General features: G+C 36.8%; 16 protein-coding genes and 2 tRNA genes. 9 read left to right on the top strand and 9 right to left on the bottom strand.

Going from position 1 to position 25,844, the window contains the following annotated elements:
• Positions 1-7 precede the first annotated feature (7 nt).
• From J1905_RS04170 to J1905_RS04150, 5 genes are read right to left on the bottom strand one after another with little or no spacing between them, the layout of a single operon-like run.
• The gene (locus J1905_RS04170) at positions 8-2,422 is read right to left on the bottom strand and encodes an outer membrane beta-barrel family protein (RefSeq protein ID WP_214225989.1); all 2,415 of its coding nucleotides are present in this window, start codon (positions 2,420-2,422) and stop codon (positions 8-10) included.
• Positions 2,423-2,452: 30 nt separating this feature from the next.
• A complete protein-coding gene (locus J1905_RS04165; protein WP_214225988.1) occupies positions 2,453-3,550 on the bottom strand; it encodes a serine hydrolase domain-containing protein in 1,098 nt (365 codons plus the stop codon).
• Positions 3,550-4,290, bottom strand: a complete 741-nt coding sequence (locus J1905_RS04160; protein WP_214225987.1) for a head GIN domain-containing protein — start codon at positions 4,288-4,290, stop codon at positions 3,550-3,552. The genes J1905_RS04165 and J1905_RS04160 overlap by 1 nt, the downstream gene beginning before the upstream one ends.
• Positions 4,291-4,335: 45 nt before the next feature.
• A complete protein-coding gene (locus tag J1905_RS04155; RefSeq protein ID WP_214225986.1) occupies positions 4,336-5,043 on the bottom strand; it encodes a DUF2490 domain-containing protein in 708 nt (235 codons plus the stop codon).
• Between the two features lie 44 nt (positions 5,044-5,087).
• Positions 5,088-5,780, bottom strand: a complete 693-nt coding sequence (locus J1905_RS04150) for a hypothetical protein (protein ID WP_214225985.1) — start codon at positions 5,778-5,780, stop codon at positions 5,088-5,090.
• Between the two features lie 215 nt (positions 5,781-5,995).
• Here J1905_RS04150 and J1905_RS04145 point away from each other — a divergent pair.
• The 9 genes from J1905_RS04145 to J1905_RS04105 all read left to right on the top strand — a co-directional run bounded on the left by J1905_RS04145 (position 5,996) and on the right by J1905_RS04105 (position 19,457).
• Positions 5,996-6,069 (top strand) — tRNA-Ala (locus tag J1905_RS04145).
• A gap of 94 nt (positions 6,070-6,163) precedes the next feature.
• Positions 6,164-6,246 (top strand) — tRNA-Tyr (locus tag J1905_RS04140).
• A gap of 224 nt (positions 6,247-6,470) precedes the next feature.
• Positions 6,471-7,658, top strand: coding sequence for an ROK family protein (locus tag J1905_RS04135; RefSeq protein ID WP_214225984.1), 1,188 nt, complete (start codon positions 6,471-6,473; stop codon positions 7,656-7,658).
• 117 nt (positions 7,659-7,775) lie between these two features.
• Entirely contained in the window at positions 7,776-11,132 is a 3,357-nt protein-coding gene (locus J1905_RS04130; protein WP_214225983.1) for a SusC/RagA family TonB-linked outer membrane protein, read from the top strand.
• Between the two features lie 19 nt (positions 11,133-11,151).
• A complete protein-coding gene (locus J1905_RS04125) occupies positions 11,152-12,753 on the top strand; it encodes a SusD/RagB family nutrient-binding outer membrane lipoprotein (RefSeq protein WP_214225982.1) in 1,602 nt (533 codons plus the stop codon).
• Between the two features lie 57 nt (positions 12,754-12,810).
• On the top strand, positions 12,811-13,395 hold the full coding sequence (locus tag J1905_RS04120) for a redoxin domain-containing protein (protein WP_214225981.1): 585 nt from the start codon (positions 12,811-12,813) through the stop codon (positions 13,393-13,395).
• On the top strand, positions 13,395-14,729 hold the full coding sequence (locus J1905_RS04115; RefSeq protein WP_214225980.1) for a cytochrome c: 1,335 nt from the start codon (positions 13,395-13,397) through the stop codon (positions 14,727-14,729). The genes J1905_RS04120 and J1905_RS04115 overlap by 1 nt, the downstream gene beginning before the upstream one ends.
• A 56-nt stretch (positions 14,730-14,785) precedes the next feature.
• Entirely contained in the window at positions 14,786-18,136 is a 3,351-nt protein-coding gene (locus J1905_RS04110) for a VCBS repeat-containing protein (protein ID WP_214225979.1), read from the top strand.
• Between the two features lie 10 nt (positions 18,137-18,146).
• Positions 18,147-19,457, top strand: coding sequence for a vanadium-dependent haloperoxidase (locus J1905_RS04105; RefSeq protein ID WP_214225978.1), 1,311 nt, complete (start codon positions 18,147-18,149; stop codon positions 19,455-19,457).
• Between the two features lie 77 nt (positions 19,458-19,534).
• Here the strand turns inward: J1905_RS04105 and J1905_RS04100 are convergent, their stop codons facing one another.
• The 4 genes from J1905_RS04100 to J1905_RS04085 all read right to left on the bottom strand — a co-directional run bounded on the left by J1905_RS04100 (position 19,535) and on the right by J1905_RS04085 (position 25,826).
• Complete coding sequence (locus J1905_RS04100) at positions 19,535-20,932, bottom strand: TolC family protein (RefSeq protein WP_350027966.1); 1,398 nt, start codon at positions 20,930-20,932, stop codon at positions 19,535-19,537.
• Between the two features lie 28 nt (positions 20,933-20,960).
• On the bottom strand, positions 20,961-24,128 hold the full coding sequence (locus tag J1905_RS04095) for an efflux RND transporter permease subunit (RefSeq protein WP_214225976.1): 3,168 nt from the start codon (positions 24,126-24,128) through the stop codon (positions 20,961-20,963).
• A 27-nt stretch (positions 24,129-24,155) separates the two neighbouring features.
• Positions 24,156-25,241 carry an efflux RND transporter periplasmic adaptor subunit gene (locus tag J1905_RS04090; RefSeq protein ID WP_214225975.1) on the bottom strand — a complete coding sequence of 362 codons (1,086 nt, stop codon included), beginning with the start codon at positions 25,239-25,241 and terminating at the stop codon, positions 24,156-24,158.
• 180 nt (positions 25,242-25,421) lie between these two features.
• Entirely contained in the window at positions 25,422-25,826 is a 405-nt protein-coding gene (locus J1905_RS04085; RefSeq protein ID WP_214225974.1) for a hypothetical protein, read from the bottom strand.
• Positions 25,827-25,844 lie beyond the last annotated feature (18 nt).

Here is a 25,844-nt window from a genome sequence, read left to right as displayed (position 1 = left end):
GGGTAACCTAATTTCTTTTCCTTTCATCCTCATTCCCTGTCTGACGGCCTTTGCTTTTCGACTCTTTATTGCCAAAACGATAGCTAAGGCTCAACTGTGCAAATCTATTGATCTGAAAGTTGGTGAATTTTTGTTTAATGCCATTTACAATAGTTGTTGTTGCCATAGCGCTGCTTCTAAACACATCATTTACATTTAAAGTAATGTTCAGATCCTTTTTAAAAGCTAAAGCAGTTAGCCCTAAGTCTAATTTATAGTAGGCATCAGACCTTCCAATGTGATTAATTTCTGGGAATTGATACCAGAAATTAGCGGCTGCTGCAAAGGTTTTGTCTGCATTAAAGTAAATTGTATTGTTGGTAGCCAGGTATGCGCCAAATCCTTTAATATCTACAAAACTGCTATTGTTTGAGTAGGAGTTTGTACGGTAAAATGTAAACTGATTGTTGTTTTGTAGCCAGCTAAATGTAGTTAAGGAGAAACTTTCAGATACACCATATCTATACGTTTTTAGGAAATTTATAGGTGTGGTATAAACGAGGTTGGTATCAGGTCTGGCTATTGTAACATAATTAAACCCATTGTTGGTAATATTTAAGAAAACAGAAGAGGTGAGTACACTTTTATAAGCATGAGTCAACTCGAAATTACTATTGTACTCAGGTTGCAGATAAGGATTGCCCTGACCGTAAGTATATGCCGTGTACAACGATTTAAAAGGATTCAGGTTCCAGAAAGAAGGCCTGTTGATGCGTCGGCCAAAAGAAAAGGAAAGGCTATTGTCTGCGTCCGACTGGTAAGAAACCAATAGTGAAGGAAAAAGCTTAATGTAGTTTACTTCGGTTGTTTGTTTAGCAGTGTAAGAATACCCTTTGGTTTGTGTGATTTCTGCTCTTAAACCAGCTTGATATTTCCATTTTCCCTTTTCACCATTAAAATTTGTATACAATGCCTGAGTGTTCTCTTTGTAATCAAATTCATTGCTCAAATTGGTATCGTAAACAAGTTCATCGCTGATTTTTTTATAGTAAAATGCATTACTGTAATTGTCAATAAAACTTAGCTTACCACCAAATGCCCATGTTCCTATAGTAGTAGGTATTTCGGCATCAGCTTTAAAAGTATAAACATTTATGTTTTGTTTATTGGTGTCGTAATAACGCGTATTTCCAACTGGGACAGCTGAATTTGGTAAAAAGCTTTTGCTATCAAAATCAGATACATCTGTGCGGTAGTAATTGTAATAATCGGCATTAAGTAAGAGCTTTTTTCCTGTAGTATCGAAGTTGATAACGGTATGCATGTTAATCGAATTGCTTCGTGCAATTGGATGATAAGTAGCATAGGTCTTTAGTGTTGAATCTAAACCTCCCGTTGAATTATTATAAATTGGGTTATTTACACGATCATATCCATCATAAACATTTCTGCCTCCCTGATAAGAAAAGCCTAATGATGCTTTTTTACTTACAATAAAATCTGCTCCGGCAATTAGGTTAATGTTGCGATAATAATAAACTCCTGTGTCAGTTTGCATCCACGTTTGCTTTGGATAATAAAGGTCGGTTTGAAATCCTTCAAGGTGATGGTCCTGATCAAGGTTTAAGTTCCCATAAACAGATACTTTTTCTGAGTTATAGTTTAGGTTTGCACTGCCATTAAGTGCATAAAAATTGCTGATTCCATAAATGGTTCTTTGGTCGTGAATCCAATGTTTGCCACTCGCTTGTATATTGCCTGAGTAGCCTTGCTTTTTACTTTGCTTGGTTACAATATTTATGATGCCGGCATTTCCATCAGCATCAAAACTGGCTGAAGGATTTTTTATAAGTTCAATTTTAGAAATCTGGTTTGCCGACATAGACTTTAAATACCTCATTAAATCTAATCCGGTCAATTGAATCAATTGACCATTAACCATTACTTTAAGCAGGCCTTTTCCTGCGCTCGATATCTCATCATTATTAACCTTCACACCAGGTATTTGACTTACAGCTGTAAGTCCATCAGCTCCTGTTGCAGTAATACTATTCGAAAGGTTATAGGTTAGCTTTTCAGCATTGTTTTCCAAAGTCGATTTGTTAGCAACAACATTAACCTCATTCAATGAAGTGTTAGTCTGTTTTAAAACAATCTTTAATGTAGTGTCTCTTGATATTTTAATGTTTACTTCGTTTTTACTGTAACCGGTAAAAGATGCACTTACTAAATAATTGCCGCTAGTTAGGTTACTGAAAGTAAAAGATCCAGTGTTATCTGTAGTTAAAGATTGCTTTTGGTTGGTATTTAAATTTATAATGGTTACCCCGGATTGTGGTAGTGGAAGTTGGGCGACGTCATTTACGGTTCCTATTAATTTGATTTGAGCCGAAAGGGTTGTATTAATAACTAAGAGGAAAATGGCAGTAGCAAAAAGTTTCAAGTTAGAGCGGTTAAGGGTTAGGTTATATAGTTATATTTTTGTTTCAACGGTTTTTATCAGTTTTTCAAGGAGCTTAAATATTCCTTTCAAGGCATCCTCAGTTGCAGAGTTAGCCATAATGATGTAGGCAACATTCTTATCCTTGTTAATTAATGTATAGCAATAAAAAGTGCCTGCAGAACCTGCATGTTCAGATGAGTGGTTGTCCGGTTTATTTACATTAAGCCAACCTATAGCATAGTCCTTTAATCCATAATGGAGGAAATTATAGGTTTCTGGTTTTATAAGATTGCTTTTACCTCTTAAACCGGCTAAGTTCATCTGAACAAATTTAATGTAATCGGCTATTGGCATGCTGATATCTCCAGCGGGCTCAATAAGATTTAAATTGTAATCAGTGGTAGAGGGGAGAGGTGTTAATTTTCCATTCTCAATCCAATGGCCCCATGGCTGGTTCACATCAGTTCGGTTGGGCCATCCTAATTTATAATTGAGATGAAGTTTTTTTGAAAGAACCTCATCTAATAATTGCTCCCAGGTTTTTCCACTTGCTTTTTCGAGCATAGCAGTCGCAATACTGTATCCTGCGTTTGAATAGTTGTAGCTTTCATTGTTCTTTTCCAATGCATCATTGTCGATCAGGTATTTTACAAACAACTTACGTTGCTCAGCCTTGGTGCCGTTAAATTTAGGTAATGATTGAAACTCTACACCACTGGTGTACGGCTTAATATATGCCCGGTGCGACAATAAGTCGAGCAGTGTAATTTCATAAAAGGCAGGGTTGGCATCTTTTTTCCACTCGGGAAATAGAGTAAAAAACTTTGTTGTCCAGCTAATTTTTTTGTTTTCAACCAAGTAACCGGCAATAAAGCCGGTTATTGCTTTTGTATTTGAACCTAGGTGAAAGTAGTCATTGGCATTAGCTTTTGTTTCTGCATTTTGAAGATCTGATCTCCTAAAGCCTAAAGTGGTTTTTATCAACACACTATCGGCGGTAAGTGCAGCGTAACTGAGCTCCGGTATTTCGCTTTTAACTCTAATGCTATCTGCAAAATGAGCCAAATCCTGACTTTTGGCAGAAGAAAAAACAAGCAGAAAAGTTAAAAGGAATAAAGCCTGTTTCATTATAGTTCGCTTACTCCTCCAGAGCCTATCACAGTTTTTTCGATAGTTGGATTTCCTTTGTAATAAACATTGCCCGACCCACTGATGAATGCTTTAATTGTGCCATCTGTTTTGATGCTAACGGTGCCTGAACCACTAATTCTTGTCGACAATCTGTTGGTAACTAATTCTTTCCCATTTAGATGTCCTGATCCGCTGATGGTAATTTGGACAACATCTGTTTTACCAGTTATGTTTAGATCGCCTGAACCACTAATAACACCGGTTAGCTTATCGGCATTAATACTCGCTTTTATGCTTCCTGAGCCACTTAGGGTAGTTGTAAATTCACCACTGGTTAATGCGCCTGTTACAGTTATGCTGCCATTTCCACTCATGGTTAAACTGGTGATGTCTTTTGCTGTTACGTAGGCAGTAATGGTTTTGCCTTCATATTTTTTTGCCCAGCTTGTCCAGCTTGTTTTCGGGCGGATTACAAGGACATTACCTTTAACTTCACTTACTAAAGTAGAAATAGCTTCTGCATCACCTTCAAATTTTAAGCTTTCGGTATTGCCCATTTTAATGATTACATGAATTGGCCCACCTGCAACAACGCCGGTAAAGTTTTTTACATCTCTGTCATCAGAAGAAGGGTTAATAATTTTAGCAATATGAGGTATGGTTGAAACAGTATTTTTAGAAATTGCATTGAACCCAACTGTACATAGTAAGGCGGTAAACAGAAATGTCTTCTTCATCTTTATCTTTAATAATTTTTATTTTTCTTAATAACGAATTAATATCTAAAACCTTGTGTAAACAGCAAGCTGAATAGCATGATTCATTGTAGAATTATTGAGCCCTTTGGAAGTTTGGTTTAAATATCCAGCTTCTAAATCTAATTTTTTACTGAATCTATATCCAGCTGCACCATAGGCACGATTTTGATCAAATACATGACCGTTAAGTTCTTCTTTGTTTTGAAGGTTCAAGAATACCTCATTTTGTAAGGCAACAAATGCGCCCTTTTGAAAGTCCTGCTGTCCTTTTTTTAGTGGAACAATAAACCTTAAGAAATATCTGAAGCGTTGTGAAAATAACTCATCTGTACCACGTCTTTCTATAAAGCGCTGTTCTGTTCTAAACCGATGACTGGTAAGTATGGTACTTATTTTATGTTTATAAATGTATTGCTGCCATATTCTATGCTCAGTTAATGTATTATCACCACTTTCAGTTCTTTCGGTAAACGTTTCGTTTAATAAGTATCCTAATGTTACTTCATTTTTATTATTTATGTAATAGGTTACTCCGGGTCTGAACATAAAATTCCTTAGCTTATCCATATAGTTAATCGATCTTAATTGGACATCAAGGTGGGCACCCCATTTATCGTTTATTTTGGTGGTATTCATTAAGAATAGCCATGCGCTATTTTGTTTTATAGTTTGGGCAAAGCCTGAAGTGCAAAAGAAACATAATGCCGTTACCAGGAATATTGAAAGACGCATAAATTATTGTTCTGTTTGTGTGTGTTGCTAAAGTAAGAACAATTTTATTCTATAATGTGGTCTTCTTTTAGTTTTTTAAGAACCTTATCTAGATCCTGCTCCTTTATTGTAATTATAACTACACCGTCCTTGGCCTTCTCACCGTATAATTGTATGGCAGTTTCGTTTTTAATAACTTCGATTGAAGAAATCTGGTCCTGCAAAATTGTCTTAAACGGACTGCCCATAGCACTGTCGATTTTAAGCGGTATTTTTATGCCTGGGGTATTAATAACAAATAGTGGAGTTTTTTTCTGAGTTTGCTCAATACTGCCATCAGTGGCCTTTACTCTTACCCACAATTCAGATGTTTTCATTCCGTTGAATGCCCCTGTCTGTATCATTTTGTCATCGCCCTCAAAAGCGATTGTAAATGAAAAAGTCTGACCAATCATGACTGAAGATTCCCTGTTCACATTTAATATTTTCTCAGTGTACACGCCACTTACAATTGTGTAAGTGCCAAAAATGCTTGTTGTTGTGATGTTGGTTTTGGGGTCAACCTCAATTACTGTGAAATGTGTGGGGGTAAAGGATTTGTATTTTTTAAACTTTGTATTTTGCTCATTATTGTTCGGATTGTTGCCATAAATGAAATTTTTGATTTCCCATGTCCCGGATAGGGTAGACGTAGGTTGTTGTGCCCGAACATTAATAAATAAACATAGAACTATGGAAAGAGCGAAAAGATGTTTCATACTTAAAATATTGGTTTTGTAATTACAATATACTGTTTTTCTGATTGGATGTTCCTAATAATCAATTATTCACTATTTAAAACTATGGAGTGCCTACAATGCTTGTGTTGACTCGTTAAGAGCCTTCTGATATCTATTTACATATTTAATTTGCAGGGTTTCTAAATTTAATTACTTTTGCCCCACTCGGGTAATTTTATATTACCGTTAGCCAAGGGGGATTAGCTCAGCTGGCTAGAGCGCTTGCCTGGCAGGCAAGAGGTCAGCGGTTCGACTCCGCTATTCTCCACCCACTGAAAGCTTCAGAAAGACCTGAAGCTTTCTTTTTTAACCAGCTCAACTTGGCTGAAAAACATCCTCAGCTGAGAATGAAAAGATAAGTTGGGGGGATACCAGAGTGGCCAAATGGGACAGACTGTAACTCTGTTGTCGCAAGACTTCGAAGGTTCGAATCCTTCTCCCCCCACTCAAATAGAAAAGCCTTTCAGTGAAAACTGGAAGGCTTTTCTATTTTTAGTTGCTTTTATTTTTTCCTTTCTTTCTTTTTTTTGACTGTAAGTTTCCTAGTTAAGTGATGTAATCATGGATTTTGGTTAATTATTTATTTAAAATAGGCTATGTAATTAATTTTTTTAAAAAGTTTGCATTTCTTTTATTTTATTTATAGTTTTATGGAAACTAAACTAAAAAATGTCAGCAACTATTAAGAAAGCCCAGCAATTACGAGCTGACATCATCAAGCAGCTTTATTATAAAAAGAAATCGTCGCTCATTGATTTAAGTAAACGCACTAAAAAAAGCCTGCCTTTAATAACATCAGCTGTAAATGCTTTGATGGGGGAGGGTTTAATTATCGAGCAGGGATTAGCGCCATCTACGGGGGGACGGCGTCCTTTAATTTTTTTATTAAACCCCAATTATAAGCGGTACATAATAGCTGTAGCCATGGATCAATTAACTACTCAGTTAACAATATATGATTTGTCGAACCACCAGGTTTTGCCAACTCAGGTGATCGATTTGGATATGACCATGAGTAAAAGCGCAGATACTTTGATCGCATTTATTGAAGAGTGTATAAAGAAATCAACAATTGATAAAGAATATTTTTTAGGTATCGGAATTGGAATGCCTGGTTTTATTAATGCAGAAAAAGGAATGAATTATTCTTTTTTGCAAGTTGAAAAGGATATAAGCCTGCAAGATTACCTTTCTAAGAAAATAGGTTTACCGGTTTATATAGATAACGATTCAAGTTTGATAGCCCTTGCCGAATTAAATTTTGGAGAAGCAAGAAATTTGAAAGATGTGCTTGTGGTTAATATTGGTTGGGGTACAGGCTTGGGGATGATTGTTAATGGTAAACTATACCGTGGCAGCAGCGGTTACGCCGGAGAATTTAGCCATATACCCTTGTCAAATTCTAATACTTTGTGTTCCTGCGGCAAGCGAGGATGTCTTGAAGTTGAAACATCTCTTTTGATAATGGTTCAGAAAGCGGAGTTAGCAGTAAAAAATGGTGAAGAAACTAGCTTAAAAACTCTTTTTGAAGATAAAAGTAAAAGCCATGCTGATCATTTCTTAAATGCAGTTATAAAACAAGACCCTCTTGCCATTTCTATTTTAGCTGATGCCGCATTTCAGATTGGTAAAGGTTTGGCCACTCTAATTCATATTTTAAATCCTGAACGAATTGTGTTAAGTGGGAGAGGCGCCAAAGCAGGAAAAATGCTGCTTCCTCCTATACAACAAGCACTTAATGAATTTTGTATCCCTCGAATAGCTGAGCAAACCGAAATAATCTTCTCTACCTTAAATGATGAGGCTGAGTTATTAGCAGCTGCCAGTTTAATGGTTGAAAATAGTTTATTCAATTAAAAAATCTAATTAATATAAATGTTTAACCAAAACCAATTGTATATGCAGAAATAAAAGAAGATTCATTAACTGTCCCTAATTATCCTAAACTAATGTTAAACTAAACAAATTAAAATTATGAAAAAAATGTACTTAAAGTGCTTTAGTCTGTTGTTGTTATGCTTTTTAACAATAACAGCTTTTGCACAAAAGAATATTACTGGCACAGTAAAAGACTCGGCTGGTAATCCCATTCCTGGGGTAAGTGTTCTCGAAAAGGGAACTCAAAATGGAACTTCAACCAACGCAGAAGGTAAATTTGTGCTATCGGTAAAAGATGGCGCTAAATTGATCTTTAAATCTATCGGTTTAGTTAGCCGGGAAGTTGCCGCGACATCCAATCAAACTATTGTGATGGTTGATGATACCGAATCACTTTCTGAGGTTATTGTTACTGGTTTTGGTGTTAAAAAAGAAGTGAAAAGACTAAGTTATTCAGCAACAGCTGTAAGTGGTGCCGAATTAGCAGAAGCAAATAACGCTAATGTGGTAAATGCTTTGCAAGGTAAAGTAGCCGGTGTTATGATTAATCAAGGTGCTAGTGGACCTACTTCTTCTTCTAGAATTAGAATAAGGGGTAATTCTTCGCTAAGTACAAATACACAGCCTTTAATTGTTTATGACGGGATATTACTGGATCAAGGTACTTCCGGGGCAGACTCATGGGGTGATGCTGCAGATTTCGGAAATATTATGAAGAACATTAACTCTGATGATATAGAGAGTATTACTGTATTAAAAGGAGCTGCTGCATCATCATTGTATGGTTCTAGAGCCGCAGGTGGAGTTTTGTTAATTACTTCAAAAAAGGGTAAAACTAGCAAAGGTGTAGGTGTAACCGTATCCCAAACTAGTTCTTTTGATAAAGCCTATAAATTTGTTGACCTTCAGAATCAATATGGAGGTGGAATTTCTCCAGTATTTGCTAAAGATGCTAATGGTGTAGATGTTGTCGATCAGTCGGCAGGCTATTATGTAGGTGGTTATTCTTTCGGTCCTAAGTTAGACGGTAGAATGGTAAAGGATTTAGATGGAGTAATGAGGCCATGGGTTGCCAATAATCCATTAGATTATTTTAATACTGGAAAGTTTATAAATACAAACTTATCAGTTGAAGGTGCTACTGAAAACACAACCTATCGTTTAGCCTATACCAATTTAAATAATTCGAGTGTTTCACCTGGAAATAAGTTAAAAAGAGATGTATTTGCACTTAGGGTAACTAGAGAAATTTCAAAATCAATTTCTGTTGATGCAAGTGTAAACTACACGATGTCGAATTCATTCAATCCGGCAAGACAAGGAAGTTCCAATAACCCCTTGTTTGCAATGACATACTATAAGCCTAGAAACGTTGATTTAAATACCTATTTAAATAACAATATCAATCCTGTAACCGGGGGAGCGCTTGGCTCAAGTGATCGAAATCGTTACGATCCTTACGGGATAGGATCATTTGCTTTTGCACTTGACAATGATAATAGGATGCAAAGGGAAAATAATTTATTGGCAAATATTGATGTAAATATTAAAATTCTTCCTTGGCTTTCGGCTTTGGTAAGAACAAATACTAATTTTTACAATATTGCTTACGAAAGGAAAAATAGAGGATCTGGTATTGCCTTTGCAGGTGGCGATTACGAAATATCGCAAAATACCAATAAATCCTATCGTGTTCAAGGATTGTTAAATGCAACCAAACAACTTTCCAGCGATTTTGAATTGAATGCTTCAATAGGAGGGGAAACTTATCAAAAAAACCTTAATAACTCTGCATTTTATAACAGGTCAGTTACCAATGGCGGACTTAAAATTCCTGATGTTTATTCCATTCCAAATTCCCTTAACCCAGCATCAACAACTGCTAATCCGAATGAAGGAGAACGTACCGACGCAGTTTATGCATATGGAGATATTACCTGGAAAAACATGTTAACTTTAAATGTTAGTGGAAGAAATGACTGGTCATCGTCGCTTACATACAGAGATGGTCACGGTAATTATACATACTTTTACCCAAGTGTAGGTTTGTCTTGGATATTTACCGAGTTACCGGCATTCCAAAATAATTCAATATTATCTTTTGGTAAGTTAAGAGCGTCATACTCTTATACAGGATTATCAGCAAAACCACAGCAGACTAATCGTGATGGCTACTTTAGACTATTAGATGGTACTTTTAATAATGCTGGCGGCGGTAATCAATCCGTTTATGGATTTAGTGATAATATTCTTAAAAATAACGATTTAAAAAATGAGCTAACCAAGGAACTCGAAATTGGTACAAATTTAGGATTCTTCAAAAATCGTTTAAATTTTGATGTTGCTTACTACAAGAAAAACTCTTATAATCAAATCTTAAGCTTCTCTTTACCACAGGAATCAGGAGTTAGTTCACAAGCTTTAAATGCCGGAGACATCCAAAATCAAGGGGTTGAGGTGTTGATAACTGGTAAGCCTATCGAATCAAAGGATTTTAATTGGAATGCATCGGTTACCTTTACGCGTAACAGAAACAAAATAATAAAATTGGCTCCTGGAGTTGATAATTATGACTTAGATTTAGCTTTTGGTAACGATATTACTTCTGTTGCCAGAGCAGGTGAACAATATGGATCATTGATTACAGGTTCTGCTTTTTCATATTATCAAAAGAAAGACGCAAGCGGTAATCCAATTGCCAGCCCGAGTAATGGCAAAAAAGTATTAGGTAACACAGGTTACGGAACTACCGGTGGTTATTATACTTTTGTTAGATTGCAGGATTATGATGGTACTAAGAAAAATTTAGGAACCATGATGGAAAATTATCTTGCCAGTACAAGACAAGAGCTATCCTATAAAAACTTTTCTTTAGGTTTTCAAATTGATGCCAAAATTGGCGGTTTGATAGCTTCAGGAACCCATCAATATGGATCAGCCAATGGTTCATTTGCAAATTCACTTTTTGGTAGAGATGAAGGTTCAGGAGGGGTAAGCTATACCGATGCAAATGGTGTAGTACAACACGATGGTATCATTCCGGACGGCGTATTAAACGATGGATTAAAAGCTAATGGAGTAGATTTAGGTGGGATGACCTATGCTGATGCGGTTAAACAAGGTTTGTTAAAACCAATACCAGCTTATGCTTATTATGAAAATTTAAGTCAATGGTCTAGTGGTATTAGAGAATATTCTGTATTTGAAAATTCTTGGGTAGCACTTCGCGAAGTAACGGTAGGCTACACAGTACCAAGTAAATATTTAACTAAATTAAAAATAAATACTTTAAGCCTGAATTTAACCGGTAGAAATATAGCTTATCTATATAAAACAGCTAAGGATGGTGTAAATCCTGAAAGTATTTTTAGCAATAGGGCAGGTGCTTTTGCTGAGTATGGTGGTTTCCCTTTGGTAAGAAGCTTAGGTTTTAATATCAGGGCGTCGTTTTAATTATTTAAATAATACAGATATGAAAATTATAAATAAAGCAAAATATTTTTTCCTGATGGGTTCAACCTTGCTTGCGATGAGCGGTTGTAAAAAGGAAAGCTTTGTAAAGGCAAATTTAAACCCTAATACCCTATACGAAGTTAAGCCCGAAGATCAATTTCTTAGAGCTGCAGTAGGGTCTCAAGATGATTTCGAGTACTTTGCTGACGTGTACCGTGCTGCAAATCTTTGGATGCAGTACAGCACACTAAGCACAGGGAATGGATTAAATTTTAATAATGTTGGTTCACAATTTAATACACGTTACGGTAAAATATTTTATGGCAGATTAGGCCCAGCTTTAGTTGATGGGATAAAAAACATAGAATCAATGCCTGATGCAGATAAAAATGCAAGGGTGCATATGAAAGCAATTTCGCAAATACTCTTATCTTATTATGCATTTTATGTGAGTGATATCAATGGAAGTATACCATATACCCAAGCTTTTCAAGCAAGGTATGGCGGTACTGTAACCCCAGCTTATGACACCCAACAGCAAGTATTTGCAAAAGTGGATGAAGAGCTGAAGGCAGCTGTAGCTACGCTGAAAACCACTCCTGGAGGTCAAATTAGTCTTGGTGGAAATGATCCATATTTCAATGGTGATGTAACACAATGGGCTAAAGCAGCAAATGCTTTGCGTTTGAAAATAGCTATTCGCTTAATGAAAGTTGACCCGGCTAAAATGAAAACAATTGCAACTGAAGTAGTAGCAGATCCAGTGCAAATGTCAACCGTTAACGATTCGTGGATGCTTAAGGTTGGGCCATCCTATGCAGATGGAGGTGGAAACTTCAACCCTGGAAATTTTGCAGCAGGTAAACCTGTTTTAGATTTTTTTGTTGCAAAAGGCGATCCTAGATTAGCTATATATTATCGTCCAAATGCAGCAGGGAATTATGTGGGAAGTTTTACCAGTCCTGACGAAGCAAAATTACCAGCTAATGCACCATTATATGCTTCATTAGATAATTTATCGCAATTGCAACACAGGTTGTTTACGCCTAATTATAATGAAAATGATGGTCAGGGCGCTGGTAAAGGTAAAGGATTTTTCCCTGTACTAACTTATGCAGAATATTGCTTCCTTCGTGCCGATCTTGCAGCTCGTAATGTTACTACAGATGTTGCTGAAACATGGTATAAAAAAGGTGTGTATGCATCTGTTCAATTTTACAGTGATAGAGCAGTTGACGCGAATGTAACAGGTTTTAACGCAGTAACTATTCCAGCAATTGATGCTTATTATGATAAAGTTGGAGTTAAATTTGATGCCGCTAAAGCTACTGATCAAATTGCTTGTCAGGCTTATTTGGATCTTTACAGACAACCATTAGAAGCTTGGGCTTGGTGGAAAAGAACTGGTTTCCCTAATACTACGTCAGTTTTGGCATGGTCTGAACTAAAGGCCAATGGAACACCACTTGTTTTAGCGCGTAGAGCAGGTATAGACTTGTTAAGCACTACTAACTTAAATTATGCAAATCAGCAAACTGCATTAGCAGAAATGGCTAAGAATCCAGATTTTGGCAGTGGTCCAAATGATGCTTTCGGTCGTGTTTGGTGGGATAAAAAATAATTGTTAAATTAAAAAGCCCTTAATAATTTTATTAAGGGCTTTTTTGAATCAAAAACCATGAGATTGTTTATTGTTATTCGATTAAGTTTATTGCTCTCCATAGCTGTTTTCCCTGTTTTTATAAAAGCTCAGGAAAAAATGATATCTCCTGCAAAAATGAATTCGATTAAATTAATTGATTTAGCTGGTAAAGAAAGTCGAATCAATTTAAGTAAAGCAGTAGTCTTTGTGTTTTTAAGTCCCGAATGCCCATTATGTAAAAATTATTTACCTGGTTTGGTAAAACTTAAAAACTCTAATAAAGACATCAATTTTTATGGCATAATCCCAGGTACCAGTTATTCATTAAAAGAAATAAATGAACTTAAAAATGAATATGGTATCAACTTCGATTTATTAACTGATAAGGAAAAACGATTGTCAAAATATTTAGGTGCAACTACTACACCTGAAGTTTTTTTAATCAATAAAATGGGGGCAATAACTTACAGCGGACTAATTGATAATTGGTCTTCGGCGCTAGGGCAAAAACGCTTGGTAATTACCGAGAAATATCTTGAACAAGCTATAAAAGACCTCTTAGATGGTAAACAAACATTTAAAAAAACTATTCCTGTCGGCTGTCTAATTAACGATATATAATGAGCTCAAAATCTTTACTACTATCAAGAATTATTACCATTGTAATTGGGCTATTCATTTATACAAGTAGTGTAAATGCCCAAAAAATAACTTACTATAAAGATGTTGCAGCCATTATTCAAAATAAGTGTCAGTCCTGCCATAGGCCTGGTGAATCTGCTCCATTTTCTTTATTAACTTATGAAGACGTTGCGAAAAGAGGCTCTTTTATTAAAAAGGTAACACAATCTGGTTATATGCCTCCATGGAAACCAGATAACCATTACAGATTATTTAAGAATGATAGATCATTAACGAATGAAGAAAAGCTAACTATAGCCAAATGGGTTGACGCAAAAATGCCGATGGGTGATATCAGCGAAATGCCAAAAACAGCAGTTAAAACATTTATAGAAGGTACCCAGTATTCCAGGAAGCCTGATCTTGTTTTACAAACAATTAAACCATTTAAAGTTATAGGTGATAATAAGGAACGGTTTATTGTTTTTAAAATTCCTTTTGATATTGGTGCTGAAAACAACGTGGAAGCAATGGAGTTTTTTTCATCCAATAAAAAGGTAATACATCACGCCAATTTTGCCATTCACCCTGTAGCAGATGATATTGAAATTAACCAGGGTGCCGATTATTTAAACTTAACAGAGGATGACAGGACCAAATACTCGCAGTATTTTCCTTTTAAAAAAACAATGACCTATTATGGAGGATGGATTCCAGGAACATCTTATGAATCTTATCCCAATAATTTTGGATGGGTTATGCCTAAAAGGGGTGTCATTTTATTAACTATACATTATGCTCCGGTTTCAAAAGATGAAGAATGTATTTCTGGAATAAATTTCTTTTTCAAAAAAACACCAATAGAGCGAAAAGTTGAGGTCATTAGCTTAGGTTCTGCTGGCGTAGGCGAAAATTCTATCGAGCCTTATTTTTTCATTCCCGCTGATTCAGTAAGAAAGTTCGAACTAAAAATCACGACACCACAAGATCAATCTTTATTATACATTTGGCCACATATGCATTACTTGGGTAAAATATTCAAATCATATGCAGTAACACCTCAGAAAGATACAATACAGCTTGTCTCAATCCCCTCCTGGGATTTTAGATGGCAAGAAATTTATCAATTTAAAAGTTTAGTGAAAATCCCTAAGGGCTCTGTGTTAACAATAGAGGGTACTTACGACAATACAAAGAGTAATTCCAACAATCCCAGTAGTCCGCCTAGAAATGTTTATTCGGCCAATGATATGAAGTCTACCGATGAGATGATGACCATGTTGCTTGTGTTTTTACCTTATAAAGAAAATGATGAAAAAATAGTATTGAAATAAAGGCTTACCACTCTACCTACGTAATTCAATTTTGGCTTGATTTAATAGAAAGTACCATGAAAATAAGAATATGGCTATTTGCACTTTTTTTCTCAATGCTAACTGCTTTTGTTAACAATGCTAATGGGCAACAGCCTTTGTTTACCTTGCTGCCTGCTAAAGAAACAAATATCAGTTTTGTAAATAGAGTAATTGAAACGGATTCATTACATGTTATGAACTACGAATATTTGTATAATGGATCAGGAGTTGGAGTAGCCGATTTTAATGGCGATGGTTTGCCTGATATTTTTTTTTCGGCAAATGGAGCGGACCATAAATTATACCTTAATAAGGATGGTTTAAAATTTGAAGACATTACAAATAAAGCAGGTGTGAGAGGGAATGGTACTTGGGGGACAGGAGTTAGTATAGCCGATGTAAACGGAGATGGATTGCCTGATATATATGTTTGTCATTCAGGAAAATTTCCAGATGATAAACTCAAAAATGAATTGTTTATTAATCAGGGAATAAAAGGAGGGATACCTACTTTTAAAAATATGGCCGAAGTTTATGGTCTTGATGCAATAGGGACTCAATCTACACAGGCAGTTTTTTTTGATTATGACAATGATGGTGATTTAGATATGTTTTTGCTAAATCATTCAAACCAAACTTATAAACCTTTTTTAAACACTAAAAAAGTACGATCTACCCCAAATATGAAATATGGGAATCGTTTATTTAGAAATGATTTTAAAAACAATCAACCTCATTTTGTAGATGTTACCTTAACCTCTGGGATTATAAACAATGCTTTAAATTTTGGTCTAAGCGTAGCGGTAAGCGATTTAAATAATGATGGCTGGCCTGATATTTATACCTCTAGTGATTATACCGAACAAGATTGTCTCTACATTAACAATAAGAATGGGACTTTTTCCGAAAGTATCCGGAAATCAATTAAGCACATTTCAAAATATTCAATGGGTTCGGATATTGCCGATTACAATAACGATGGTCGGCCTGACATTATCACTCTTGATATGCTGCCAGAGGATAACCATAGACAGAAACTGCTAAAAGGACCGGATGAATATGATCAGTATCACTTACTAATAGACAGTGGATATTATAATCAGCAAATGAGAAATATGTTACACTTAAATCAAGGTGTAGCTGAGGATGGTAGTCTGCGTTTTAGTGAAATAGGTCAGTTAGCGGGCATTTCTAATACAGATTGGAGTTGGGCTTCTTTATTTGCTGATTTTGACAACGATGGCTGGAAAGATTTATTTATATCTAATGGTTATTTAAGGGATTTTACCGATATGGATTTCCTGAAATATACTGTTGCCAATGCACAAAAGGAATCACTTAAACAGGGACATTTAAACTTTCAAACCTTCGATTTGGTGAAAAAAATGCCCTCAAACAAAATCTCAAATTATATTTTTTCCAACAACCATGATTTAACTTTTACTAATAAAACGGTAGAGTGGGGAGTTTCGGCACCTTCCGTTTCTAATGGTGCTGCTTATGCCGATTTAGATAATGATGGTGATCTGGATTTAATTGTTTGTAACATAAACTCACCTGTAATGGTGTATAAGAATAATTCAGAATTACTAAAATCAAACTATTTAAAAATCGAGCTTATTGGGGTGGGGTTAAACACGGCGGCAATAGGCGCTAAAATTTACGTTAAAACAAACGAAAACCTACAGTATCAGGAGAAATATGTGGTGCGTGGCTATCAATCTAGCATAAGTCAAATCAATTGTTTTGGTGTAGGTAAAAACACTAAAATAAATTATGTTAAAGTAATTTGGCCAGATGGAAAAGAGAGTTTTATTGAAAATGTACAATCGAATCAGATACTAACATTTAATCAAAAAGAGGCAGTAATCAGAAAAGAGAATATTGCTAAAGCAAAGCCCCTATTTGTAGATAATACGCTAGAATCGGGATTGAAATTTAAACATAACGAAAACGACTTTATAGATTTTAAAGTCGAAACCCTTTTGCCTTATCAACTATCAAAATTCGGTCCGGCCCTAGCCAAGGCCGATGTTAACAAAGATGGAATAGAAGATGTTTTTATTGGAGGAGCAATTGGTCAAACGGGTCAGTTATTCTTAGGTAATAAAGAAGGAAACTTTAACCCTTCATCAAGTCAGCCTTGGGATGAAGATAAGGTCAGTGAAGATGTAAATGCAGTTTTTTTTGACGCAAATGGAGATGGGGCTCCAGATCTATGGGTTGTAAGTGGTGGAAATGAATACGATGAAAACGCCCCTGAATATCAGGATCGACTGTATATAAATGATGGAAAGGGCGTTTTTAGTAAGGCTAAAGATGCATTGCCAAAAATGTGGGGTAGTAAACAGGCCATTAGCGTTGGTGACTTTGATAAGGACGGAGATTTAGATGTTTTTGTTGGCGGAATGAGTAAGCCAGGCTCTTTTCCACTATGCAGTAAGAGTTACTTATTGCGAAATGAATCAAGGGGTGGAGAAGTAAAGTTTAGCGACGTAACCAGCCAACTTTCTCCCGATTTGGAGTACGCAGGTATGGTTGTTTCAGCTTCTTGGCAGGATTTAAATAAAGATGGATATCCAGAGTTGTTAATTGGCGGTGATTGGATGCCATTAAAGAAGTTTACAAATGATAAAGGGGCTTTGAAATATGATAAAGACTCAGGTTTAGAAAACTCAGATGGTATGTGGAGTAAAATCGTGCCTATGGACGTGAATAATGACGGGGCAATTGATTTTGTTGTAGGGAACTGTGGTTTAAACAATCAATTTAAAGCGAGTAATAAGCAACCAATAACCATTTATGCTTCAGATTTTAATAATGATGGCGCATTGGATCCGATTATGTGTTATTACATTCAGGGAGAAAACTATCCAATGGCATCTAGAGATGAACTACTTGATCAGATGGTTCAATTAAAAAAGCGTTTTTTAAACTATAGCTCTTACTCGGATATAACAATAGATAAGTTATTTACACCAGAGCAGTTGAGCAAAAGTCAAAAATTTTACTGCCGACAACTCGAAACATCTATTTTATTAAATGATGGAACTGGGAAATTTACCATCAAAGCTCTTCCAATCGAAGCGCAATTTTCCAGAACATGGGGCATAGCTGTAGATGATTTTAATAAGGATGGACATGATGACATCCTTTTGGCCGGAAATTTTTATCCCTACCGGGTTCAGCTTGGTCAAGCAGATGCTGGTTTGGGCTTACTTTTACTTGGAGATGGGAAGGGTGACTTTAAACCAGTGCCTCCCTACGATTCGGGATTGTATATAGATGGCGATGTTAGAAATATGATTGAGATTAAAGGGGGGACCAAAAAAATTGTTGTTGTTAAAAATAATGATAAAGTTCAGATTTTAAAGGCTGCTAATTAAAACGAACATCATGAAGATATATTTGTTTTTATTTTTTTTCTGTATATCAGTCCATGTCAATGCCCAATGGCGTAAAAATGAAAATGATCCATCGCCTTTGCACAGATCACAGAAAGCACTTTCTGATATTATTGTAAGCGATATATTTTCTCCACCTGTTGCGAGTAGAATATTTGTTTATGCAAACATTGCTGCATATGAAATTCAGGTTAAGAGTAATAATCAGTTTCAATCTTTAAAAGGACAATTGAATAGCTTTAATGGAATTCCAAAAGCTGATAAAAAGCAAATTAGCTATTCACTAGCTGCTACCTATGCATACTGGCAGGTTGCAAAACGCCTTGTATTCTCGGATCAGGTAGCTTTAGATAGTTTAAACAGTATACTGTTATGGTATAAAGTAAAAGGATATCCTGATACTGTAGTTCAAAACTCAATTTTATACGGTAAAAATGTATCAGATTCTGTTTTAAAATGGGTTGATCAAGACCAATATAAAGAAACACGTAAATTAAGACGCTATAGTATTGTAAAAAAAGAAGGTAACTGGGCACCTACTCCTCCTGGTTATATGGCGGCTGTGGAACCTTATTGGGATAAAATAAGACCACTATTTATGAAAACAGCCGATCAGTTTAAACCGTCTCCTCCTCCGTCTTATAGTAAGGATAAGAATAGTGAGTTTTACGCAAATGCGAATGAAGTTTATTTAACTGGTAAAAATTTAAATGGAGAACAACTAGACATTGCGAAATTTTGGGATTGTAACCCTTTCTTTTTAAATGTAAATGGGCATATGAATTATGCAACAAAAAAAATATCACCCGGTGCACACTGGATTTCAATTACTGGCATTGCCTGCAAACTAAAAGACTTTAATTATGTTCAAAGTAGTTTTGCATACACATCTACCTGCATTGCGATATTTGATGCCTTTATTAGTTGTTGGGATGAAAAATACAGGAGCAATTATATCAGGCCAGAAACATTCATAAATTCTAATATCGATGAAAACTGGCAGCCAATTTTGCAAACACCACCATTCCCAGAATATCCAAGTGGGCATAGTGTTGCTTCAACATCAGCAGCATATATTCTAACTAAAATATTTGGAGATAATTTTAAATTTCAAGATGATACGGAGGTTGATTATGGGTTGCCAATAAGAGGCTTTACTTCTTTTGATCAGGCTGCTAAAGAAGCATCAATTAGCAGGCTTTATGGAGGAATTCATTATAGACCAGCTATTGAAAATGGTCAAATTCAGGGAAGGAGTATTGGTGAGTACCAAATAGAAAAAATTAAAATGAAAAGAAAATAATTTAAAAGGGCCTTATTAAGGGGAGGTGCTTCGGCTGTAGCTCTAGCAAGCCCTTAATAAGGCCCTGTAAGTGGAATTTATTTCCAACCTCCACCAAGCTCCTGGTAGATGTTGGTTACAGCATTGAGCTGGTTTCTTTTTGTCTCTATAAGTTCCAGTTTAGATTCTAAAGCATCCCTCTGCGTCATTAAAACTTCCAAATAATCTGCTCTTGCTGATTTAAATAAATCATTAGAGATTTCAATGGATTTGTTTAATGCATCTACTTGTTCAGACTTCAAACGATAACCCTTTTCCAAATTATCTATATTGGATAATTGAGTAGAAACCTCTAAGTATCCATTTAAAATGGTTTTCTCATAGTTATACATGGCCTGAAGTTGACGTAGGTTTGCATTCTTAAACTCCGCTTTTATTCCGTTCCTGTTAATCAGCGGACCTGCAAGATCTCCGGCAAGGGAGTAAAGCATCGATTCTGGAGATTTAACCAGATAAGTTGGATTGAATGCCTGAAATCCGAATGCGGCAGAAATATCCAGGGAAGGATAAAACTCTGCTTTAGCCACTTTTACATCCAGTTTTGCAGCAGCCAATTCTAGTTCAGCTTGTTTGATATCTGGTCTGTTGGCCAACAGTTGAGAAGGAATACCAGTGTGAACAGCTGCGGGCAACAGATTTAAAAAATTGCCTTTATCTCTCGGGATTTCCTGAGGGAATCGGCCGAGTAAAAAGTTGATCTTATTCTCGCTTTCTTTGATCTTTTGAAGAATTTCAAACTCCATGCTTTGAGAGTTTAGCACCTCAGCTTTAAATTTCTGAACAGCTAACTCGGTTACTCTTGTTGCTTCTTTTTGAATCTTCACAATCTCCAATGCATTCTTTTGAAGCTGGATGTTTTGCTTAACAATCTCTAGCTGATTATCCAGTGCCAGTAATTCATAGTACGAGTTCGCAACTTCAGAAATCAGATTTGTGAGTACAAAGTTTTTACCCTCTACAGAAGATAAATACCTGTTGATTGCTGCTTTCTTAGAGTTGCGCAGCTTTTTCCAGATGTCTACTTCCCAGTTTGCATACACTGCAGCGGTGTAATCCATTAAAGGGTCAGGAGTTTCCTTGCCGGGAGTGATGTCCGTTGAGGCATCACCAGCCCCTTGGCTGGTGTATCTTCCTACTTTTTCGACACCCATGCCAAGCTTTCCGGTTACGGTAGGTAATAGGGCGCCCTGTTTAAATTTGATGTCGTTCTTCGCTATTTGAACTTCCTGAAGTGTTATCATCAGTTCCTGATTACGCTTGATGGCTGTGTCGATCAGATTTACCAGTTTGGGGTCGGTAAAAAAGCTCTTCCATTCAAGCGCCGCCATATTGGCGGTATCCTTATTGTTAGTATAGGATTCAGGAACTGATTTATTTTCAACAGACTGTACGAACGCAGGGATCTTACAGCTTGCAATGGCCAGTGAAATACTCACCAGGCCAATGCATTTATATATCTTGTGTTTATACATTATGATCAATTTCTTCTGTTAACGGATTTTCGTTTTCATTCTTAACAAGAATATGTTTTTCGGATATTTTGGCAAATATGTAGTATAGTCCGGGTATAATAAGTACTCCGAAAATAGTTCCAAAAAGCATACCTCCTGCGGCGGCGGTACCTATTGTTCTGTTGCCAATTTTACCAGGACCATTAGCCATAACCAATGGGATTAACCCTGCGATAAATGCAAAAGAGGTCATTAAAATTGGGCGGAACCTGACTTTCGATCCTTCTAAAGCTGCTTGGAGTACTGTAGCTCCTTCGCGATGTTTCTGGGTTGCAAACTCTACAATCAACACCGCGTTTTTGCCGAGTAAACCAATCAACATCACCATTGCTACCTGTGCATAGATGTTGTTTTCCAGACCTAATAATTTCAATAGCAGGAATGCACCGAAAATACCCGCAGGTAGTGAAAGGATTACTGTTAGTGGCAGGATAAAGCTCTCATACTGAGCCGCAAGGATCAGGTATACAAATCCCAGACAGATCAGGAAGATGTAAATAGCTTCGTTTCCACGAGATACCTCATCTTTTGAAATACCTGCCCAGTCAATTCCAAACCCTCTTGGTAAGGTTTTTTGTGCCACTTCGTTAATGGCATTAATTGCCGCACCACTACTGTATCCGGGTGCGGATGAACCGCTGATCTCTGATGCATTGTACATGTTATGGCGTGTTATTTCTGACAAGCCATACACTTTCTCCATCTTCATAAAGGCAGAGAATGGAACCATTTCATCGTGGTCATTCTTCACATAAAGTTTCAGAATATCTTCAGGCAATGCCCTATATTCCGGTAGTGCCTGTACCATAACCTTGTACTGTCGATCGTACTTAATGAAATTGGTTTCGTAATTACTACCTACCAATGTAGAAAGTGTGTTCATGGCATTTTCAATGGTAATCCCTTTTTGTTGGGCAATGTCATTGTCAACGCGTAACATGTATTGAGGGAAACTGGCACTGTAAAAGGTAAACACTGATGATAATTCTGGGCGCTTGCTTAGTTCTTTTACAAAGTCTCTACTCACTGTTTCCATCTTCTTGAAATCGCCTGATCCTGCTTTGTCAAGCAAACGGAGCTCGAAACCTCCGGCAGCTCCGTATCCGGGCACAGCAGGTGGTTGGAAGAATTCGATGGTGGCACCCTGGATATCTTTGGATTTCTCCTCCAGATCAGTCATAATTTCCTGAACTGAGTGTTTCCTGTCCTCCCAACTTTTTAGGTTGATCAGACATGTTCCAGAGTTGGAGCCTGTTCCTTCGGTAAGGATCTCGTAACCTGCAAGTGAAGAAACTGATTGTACTCCATCAATTTTCTCAGCAATTTTCTGTAGTTTTTCCGATACCTCATTGGTTCTTTCCAGAGATGAACCTGGAGGTGTTTGGATGATTGCATAAAACATCCCTTGATCTTCGTTCGGGATAAATCCTGATGGCAGTGTGTTATTAATGAAGTAAGTTCCGGCACAGAAAACCAGTAGCATCAGGAAGGTAATCATTCTACGATTTACTATTGCGCCCAATATTCTCTGATATTTATCAGAAAGTTTGTTGAACCCATTATTGAAACCCCTTAGGAATCTATCTACAGCGGTTTTTCTTTGAGGTTTTCCATGATTATTCTTTAAAATCATGGCACAAAGTGCAGGTGTAAGTGTTAACGCTACTATACCTGATAAAATGATAGCGGTTGCCATTGTAATGGAAAACTGCCGATAGAATATACCGACGGGTCCCGACATAAATGCGACCGGAATAAATACCGCTGCCATCAAGAAGGTGATGGCAATAATTGCCCCACTAATTTCGTGAATTGCTTTTTTTGTAGCCTTAAGAGGCGAAAGGTGTTCCTCTTCCATCTTGGTGTGCACAGCTTCTATCACCACAATGGCATCATCTACTACCACACCGATGGCGAGGACGAGTGCAAAAAGGGTGATTAAATTTAGTGTGATACCAAAGAATTGCATGAATACGAATGTTCCTATGAGTGATACCGGTACAGCAATGGCAGGAATTAAAGTAGAACGCCAATCGCCAAGGAATAGGAATACAACTAGTCCTACCAGAATAAAGGCTTCTATCAGGGTGTGTATTACTTTGTCAATTGAAGCATCAAGGAATTTGGAAACGTCATAACTGATCTCATAATCCATTCCTTTAGGGAAGGAGCTTTTTTTGATTTCTTCCATTTTTGCCTTGATATCTTTAATTACCTGACTGGCATTACTTCCGTAAGATTGCTTTACTGTAATCGCGGCAGAAGGTTTGCCATTCAGGTTAGAATAGATATCGTACATTGAACTTCCGAATTCTATATTGGCAACATCTTTTAACCTAAGGATTTCACCATTTTGACTTGATCTTAGGATGATGTTTTCGTACCCCTCTTTAGTGGTGAACCTGCCAGGGTACTTCAATACATACTCAAAGGTTTGAGATCTTTTACCAGAACTTTCACCTGTTTTACCCGGAGAAGCTTCCAGACTTTGTTGGTTAAGCGCTTCCAAAACTTCGTCGGCAGAGATTTTATGGGCTAGCATTCGGTCTGGTTTTAGCCAGATTCTCATTGCATATTCCCTGTTACCAAGAATATCGGCAACCCCAACTCCATCAACGCGTTTTAGTTCGGATAATACATTGATATCAGCGAAATTAAACAGGAATTTCTGATCCATTTTAGGATCTTTACTGTAAAGGTTGATGTACATGAGCATGTTAGATTCCTCACGGGTAATCTTTACACCCTCGCGAACTACCAATGGCGGAAGTTTATTAACCACCGATGCTACCCGGTTCTGAATATTTACCGATGCCTGGTTGGGGTCTGTCCCGAGGTTAAACACCACTTGTATGCTAGCCTCCCCATCATTACCGGCATCGGAAGCCATGTATTTCATTCCTGGTACACCGTTGATGGCCCTTTCAAGTGGAATGATTACTGATTTGATCATTAGCTCACCATTAGCTCCCGGATATTCTGCTGTGATGTTCACCTTTGGGGGCGAAATCGAAGGGAACTGTGTTACCGGCATATGGGTCATGGCCAAAACCCCAAGGAACACAATGATGAGTGATATTACTATCGAGAGGACGGGCCTCTGTATAAATTTATTAAACATTAATTTTCTTGTTTAAGGAGTGAATCACTATTCTGCTTTTAATCTCAAATGGGCAATGACCTCATCAGGGGCGGTGTATTCAAATTTGATTTTGTCATCATCTTTTACCTTCTGAACACCTTCAAGCAATATTTTGTCATCTTGAGATAGGTTACTTCCTACCACATATAAATCAGGCATTTCACCAGTTATGATGATGTTTCTTGATTTTACCACACCATTCTTATCAACTACAAATACATAAGTTTTGTCCTGAATTTCATAAGTTGCCTTTTGAGGAATAACGAGTGCATTTTTGAGTGGTACAATCATTCGTATTTTACCTGTTTCGCCATTTTTTAAAAGGCGGTCTGGGTTGGGGAATCTTGCACGGAAAGCTATACTGCCGGTTTCATTATTAAACTCGCTTTCAATGGTTTCTACTTGGCCTTTATATTTTAAAAGCTCATTGTTTGCCAAAAGTAGACTTACTTTATTATCTGCACGACCTTTTATGTTGGTTTGATAATCGAGATATTCCGGTTCAGAAACATTAAAGTAGGCAAACATCTGACTGTTATCCGATAGACTAGTTAACAATTGCCCTTCGTCAATAAGACTCCCTTGTTTGGACGGGATACGGTCGATGGTTCCATCAAAAGGAGCTCTGATCTCAGTAGCTGAAAGGTGAAACTTTGCCATAGATGTTTCGGCTTTTGCTTGGTCAAGTTTTGCCTGCGCCATGGCTAGTTCATTTTTTGAAACTACATTTTTATCAGATAGGGTTTTAGTATTCTGTACTTCAATCTCTGCGGCTTTGGTTTCGGCCTGAGCTTTCAGTAATTCAGCTTCATACACTTTAGGCATAATTTTAAACAAGAGTTGCCCGGCTTTTACAGATTGGCCTTCATCTACATAAATGGTTTGTAGATAGCCTTTTTCCAGTGCCCGGACTTCAATATTTCGCACAGATTTTACCTGAGAAACGTATTCCTTGGTAAACGAGGTATCAATTTTTAAAGGAGTCGTAACCGTGTATTTGCTGGCTTCTTCCTTTTCTTCTTTTTTTTCAGATGTACAGCTTGTATGGCACAAAATAGCGCACAAGCCGGTGAGCATTGCAATTCTCTTCATTTGTTGTTAATTGGTTGTTAAAACGATTTGATGATCAGAGATTGAAAAATCTCTGGAATGAGAAATAGCAACAGTTGCCGGGTATGGAACCAGAATAATTATGCTGAAAGAAGGATGCTATTAGTACACCTTTATTGGGCACAGATGATCATACGCTCGATAACTGAAGCGTATTTTTGATCATATTTTTAGAACTCTTTGTAGAATGTACTTGTAAGAGGAGGTATAAGAAAAATGCTTGCAAAAAGGCAAACGGTTTTTAACGTAATTGCTAGAGCTATTTAAGATAGATGCGTAGGCAAGTGTAATAATATACTTGACTGGTAGAGCTGATTTTCTTGCAGATACAAAATCCTCGTCTTCATTTTCAACAGATATGAAGTCTTCCCTTTGTTCGCTGAAGCAATTGCTCTTAATTACGGGTAGATCCTGCGCGGTATTGATGAATTTTGTAAGCTGTGGTTTCTCAGTATTAAGAGCAGATGAATAAGAAGCGGTGTTCTGGTGAGCTCCTGCATAAGCATGGTCAGACCTGCCTAATAGAAGGAAACACAAAGAAAGTAAGAATAGAATAACCGTTTTCATATTCGGCCACAAAAATAG

Origin of the sequence: Pedobacter sp. B4-66 (genome assembly GCF_018492665.1) — a bacterium.
Taxonomy (GTDB): Bacteria; Bacteroidota; Bacteroidia; order Sphingobacteriales; family Sphingobacteriaceae; genus Pedobacter.
Note: the sequence above shows the minus strand (reverse complement) of the source record. Positions and strands in the feature narration are given on the sequence as shown.

Coding starts and splice junctions, on each gene's coding strand:
- J1905_RS04165 (WP_214225988.1), bottom strand. CDS start 3,550: ATGAAACAGGCTTTATTCCTTTTAACTTTTCTGCTTGTTTTTTCTTCT.
- J1905_RS04160 (WP_214225987.1), bottom strand. CDS start 4,290: ATGAAGAAGACATTTCTGTTTACCGCCTTACTATGTACAGTTGGGTTC.
- J1905_RS04155 (WP_214225986.1), bottom strand. CDS start 5,043: ATGCGTCTTTCAATATTCCTGGTAACGGCATTATGTTTCTTTTGCACT.
- J1905_RS04150 (WP_214225985.1), bottom strand. CDS start 5,780: ATGAAACATCTTTTCGCTCTTTCCATAGTTCTATGTTTATTTATTAAT.
- J1905_RS04135 (WP_214225984.1), top strand. CDS start 6,471: ATGTCAGCAACTATTAAGAAAGCCCAGCAATTACGAGCTGACATCATC.
- J1905_RS04130 (WP_214225983.1), top strand. CDS start 7,776: ATGAAAAAAATGTACTTAAAGTGCTTTAGTCTGTTGTTGTTATGCTTT.
- J1905_RS04125 (WP_214225982.1), top strand. CDS start 11,152: ATGAAAATTATAAATAAAGCAAAATATTTTTTCCTGATGGGTTCAACC.
- J1905_RS04120 (WP_214225981.1), top strand. CDS start 12,811: ATGAGATTGTTTATTGTTATTCGATTAAGTTTATTGCTCTCCATAGCT.
- J1905_RS04115 (WP_214225980.1), top strand. CDS start 13,395: ATGAGCTCAAAATCTTTACTACTATCAAGAATTATTACCATTGTAATT.
- J1905_RS04110 (WP_214225979.1), top strand. CDS start 14,786: ATGAAAATAAGAATATGGCTATTTGCACTTTTTTTCTCAATGCTAACT.
- J1905_RS04105 (WP_214225978.1), top strand. CDS start 18,147: ATGAAGATATATTTGTTTTTATTTTTTTTCTGTATATCAGTCCATGTC.
- J1905_RS04095 (WP_214225976.1), bottom strand. CDS start 24,128: ATGTTTAATAAATTTATACAGAGGCCCGTCCTCTCGATAGTAATATCA.
- J1905_RS04090 (WP_214225975.1), bottom strand. CDS start 25,241: ATGAAGAGAATTGCAATGCTCACCGGCTTGTGCGCTATTTTGTGCCAT.
- J1905_RS04085 (WP_214225974.1), bottom strand. CDS start 25,826: ATGAAAACGGTTATTCTATTCTTACTTTCTTTGTGTTTCCTTCTATTA.